Source organism: Vibrio sp. V42_P2S4T144, assembly GCF_009904715.1.
Classification (GTDB): Bacteria; Pseudomonadota; Gammaproteobacteria; order Enterobacterales; family Vibrionaceae; genus Vibrio; species Vibrio alginolyticus.
This window is the reverse complement of sequence record NZ_WXWS01000546.1, coordinates 1-2028: the sequence shown is the minus strand read 5'-3', so window position 1 is coordinate 2028 and position 2028 is coordinate 1. Positions and strand designations below refer to the sequence as shown.

Genomic DNA, 2028 nt, shown 5'->3' with positions numbered 1-2028 from the left:
GTATTACATAGTGTGAGAAATGTGCAAAGAAAATTACTGGATAAAAAAACAGTAAAGTAAAAAGCCCAGCGTTGTGCTGGGCTTTCGATACAGTAATTACGTACTAAGACGATGCTTTATACTGCTTTTTGTGTTGCGTGCTTACCTAGCTCAGAGGTTTTTTCATCTTTTAGATACAGGTTTTCAAAACAATAGTTAGTTGCTTCGATGTAGCCTTCAACGCTACCACAGTCAAAGCGTTTGCCCTTGAATTTGTAAGCCAATACACAGCCCGCTTTTGCTTGTTTAAGCAGCGCGTCCGTGATTTGAATTTCACCACCTTTACCAGGTTCAGTGTTTTCGATCAGTTCAAAAATATCGGGAGTCAGGATGTAGCGGCCAATGATAGCAAGGTTGCTAGGCGCCGTGCCTTTCTCTGGTTTTTCTACCATGTCGTCTACACGGTAGATGTCGTCTTTGATCATTTCACCAGAGATGACGCCGTATTTGTGCGTTTCTTCGGCTGGTACTTCTTGCACTGCAACGATAGAACAGCGGAACTGCTTAAATAGTGCCACCATCTGAGCCAGTACGCCCTCTTGCTCGTTCACACAAAGGTCATCAGCAAGAACAACAGCAAATGGCTCATCGCCTACCAATTCTCGTCCAGTTAGAATCGCGTGGCCCAAGCCTTTCATTTCGCGTTGACGTATATAAGTGAAGTTTGCAGATTCAATGATTTCACGGATATCTACCAACAGCTCTTCTTTGTTGGTACCGCTAATCTGATGTTCCAGTTCGTAGTTCTTATCAAAGTGGTCCATGATCGAGTGCTTGCCACGACCTGTCACAATACACATGCCGTTCATACCAGCTTGGATTGCTTCTTCGACACCGTATTCAATAAGCGGTTTGTTCACGACTGGCATCATCTCTTTTGGCATAGATTTCGTTGCCGGTAGGAAGCGTGTGCCATAGCCTGCAGCAGGGAACAGACATTTTTTTATCATTGGGGGAATATCCTATCTCGTTTTTATCAAGAATCTGCGCATAACTTTAACACGAGAGGTATCAATGAATCATGAATAAAGTAGGAAAAAATGTGAGACTCGGTGCGGAAAAAAGATGAGCGACTCGTCATTTCAGTTATCAGAGCCGCTCACATTGCATCATGACATTAAGTTTTGGTCTGCCCAGGCGATTGCCTGTACTCGGTTCTTTACGGATAGCTTTTTGAATATCTGATATAAGTGCGATTTGATGGTGAATTCACTGACGAATAACTCCTCGGCCATCTGACTGTTCGAGGCGCCAGCTTGTAGGCAACGCAGTACTTGTAGCTCACGAATGGTTAGGTCTACCGTAGCTGGTGCTGTATGAGTATTAATGACATTGCGGTAATAGTGTAAAAGTTGACTGGTTACATTACGCGGCAGCCAGTTTTGACCGTTAACAATGCCTTTTAACCCTTCTCCAATTTGCTCTAGCGTATCTTCAGAATAAAACACACCTTTTAATTGACCAAATGAAAGAAGTTCATCCGTGGTTAGTCTTTTAGGCACGTTGAAGACAACGGTTTCAAAGTTTTTCCATACAAGAGGCAAGTTTTTGATCGATTGAACAAGTGATTTATGTTCACTGAAGTCTATCAGTAGAATTTTATTACGGTGTTGTGGCTTGGCTTCCATGAGTGCTGCGGTTGAAATCACCGGGATGCTCATATCAACGTACTTTTCGAGTGCCGCCACTTTTTTTTGCGCATTATCTTCCATACTGATCAGAAATAGCTTTCTTGCGTAAGCCGACTTTCTCACGTGTTCCAATCTCCCTGGGTTCAATAGAAGCCATAAACTGGCATTAAAGAGAGGCCATAACCATCGCTTTACTGAATAAATGCGTTCGAATTCAAAGCTTCACGAAACGATGTCTGCAACGCGAATCAAAAATGCTACACACGTAAGTTGAAATACGATTTGGGTTCTAGAGGATGACTCAATAGATCACAATGGTATTAGACTTTAATCAAAACATTAAAGCGTGCTATTCTAA

At 42.5% G+C, this 2028-nt stretch carries 2 protein-coding genes; both read right to left on the bottom strand.

What is annotated here, in order from left to right; genetic code table 11:
- Nucleotides 1-116: 116 nt before the first annotated feature.
- Nucleotides 117-989: a UTP--glucose-1-phosphate uridylyltransferase GalU gene (gene galU / locus CAG68_RS18105; RefSeq protein ID WP_005381239.1), complete on the bottom strand. Its 873-nt coding sequence runs from the start codon at nt 987-989 to the stop codon at nt 117-119.
- Nucleotides 990-1148: 159 nt separating this feature from the next.
- Nucleotides 1149-1793 (bottom strand): LuxR C-terminal-related transcriptional regulator, encoded by a 645-nt coding sequence (locus CAG68_RS18100; protein ID WP_005381237.1) that lies wholly within the window; start codon nt 1791-1793, stop codon nt 1149-1151.
- Nucleotides 1794-2028: the final 235 nt, after the last annotated feature.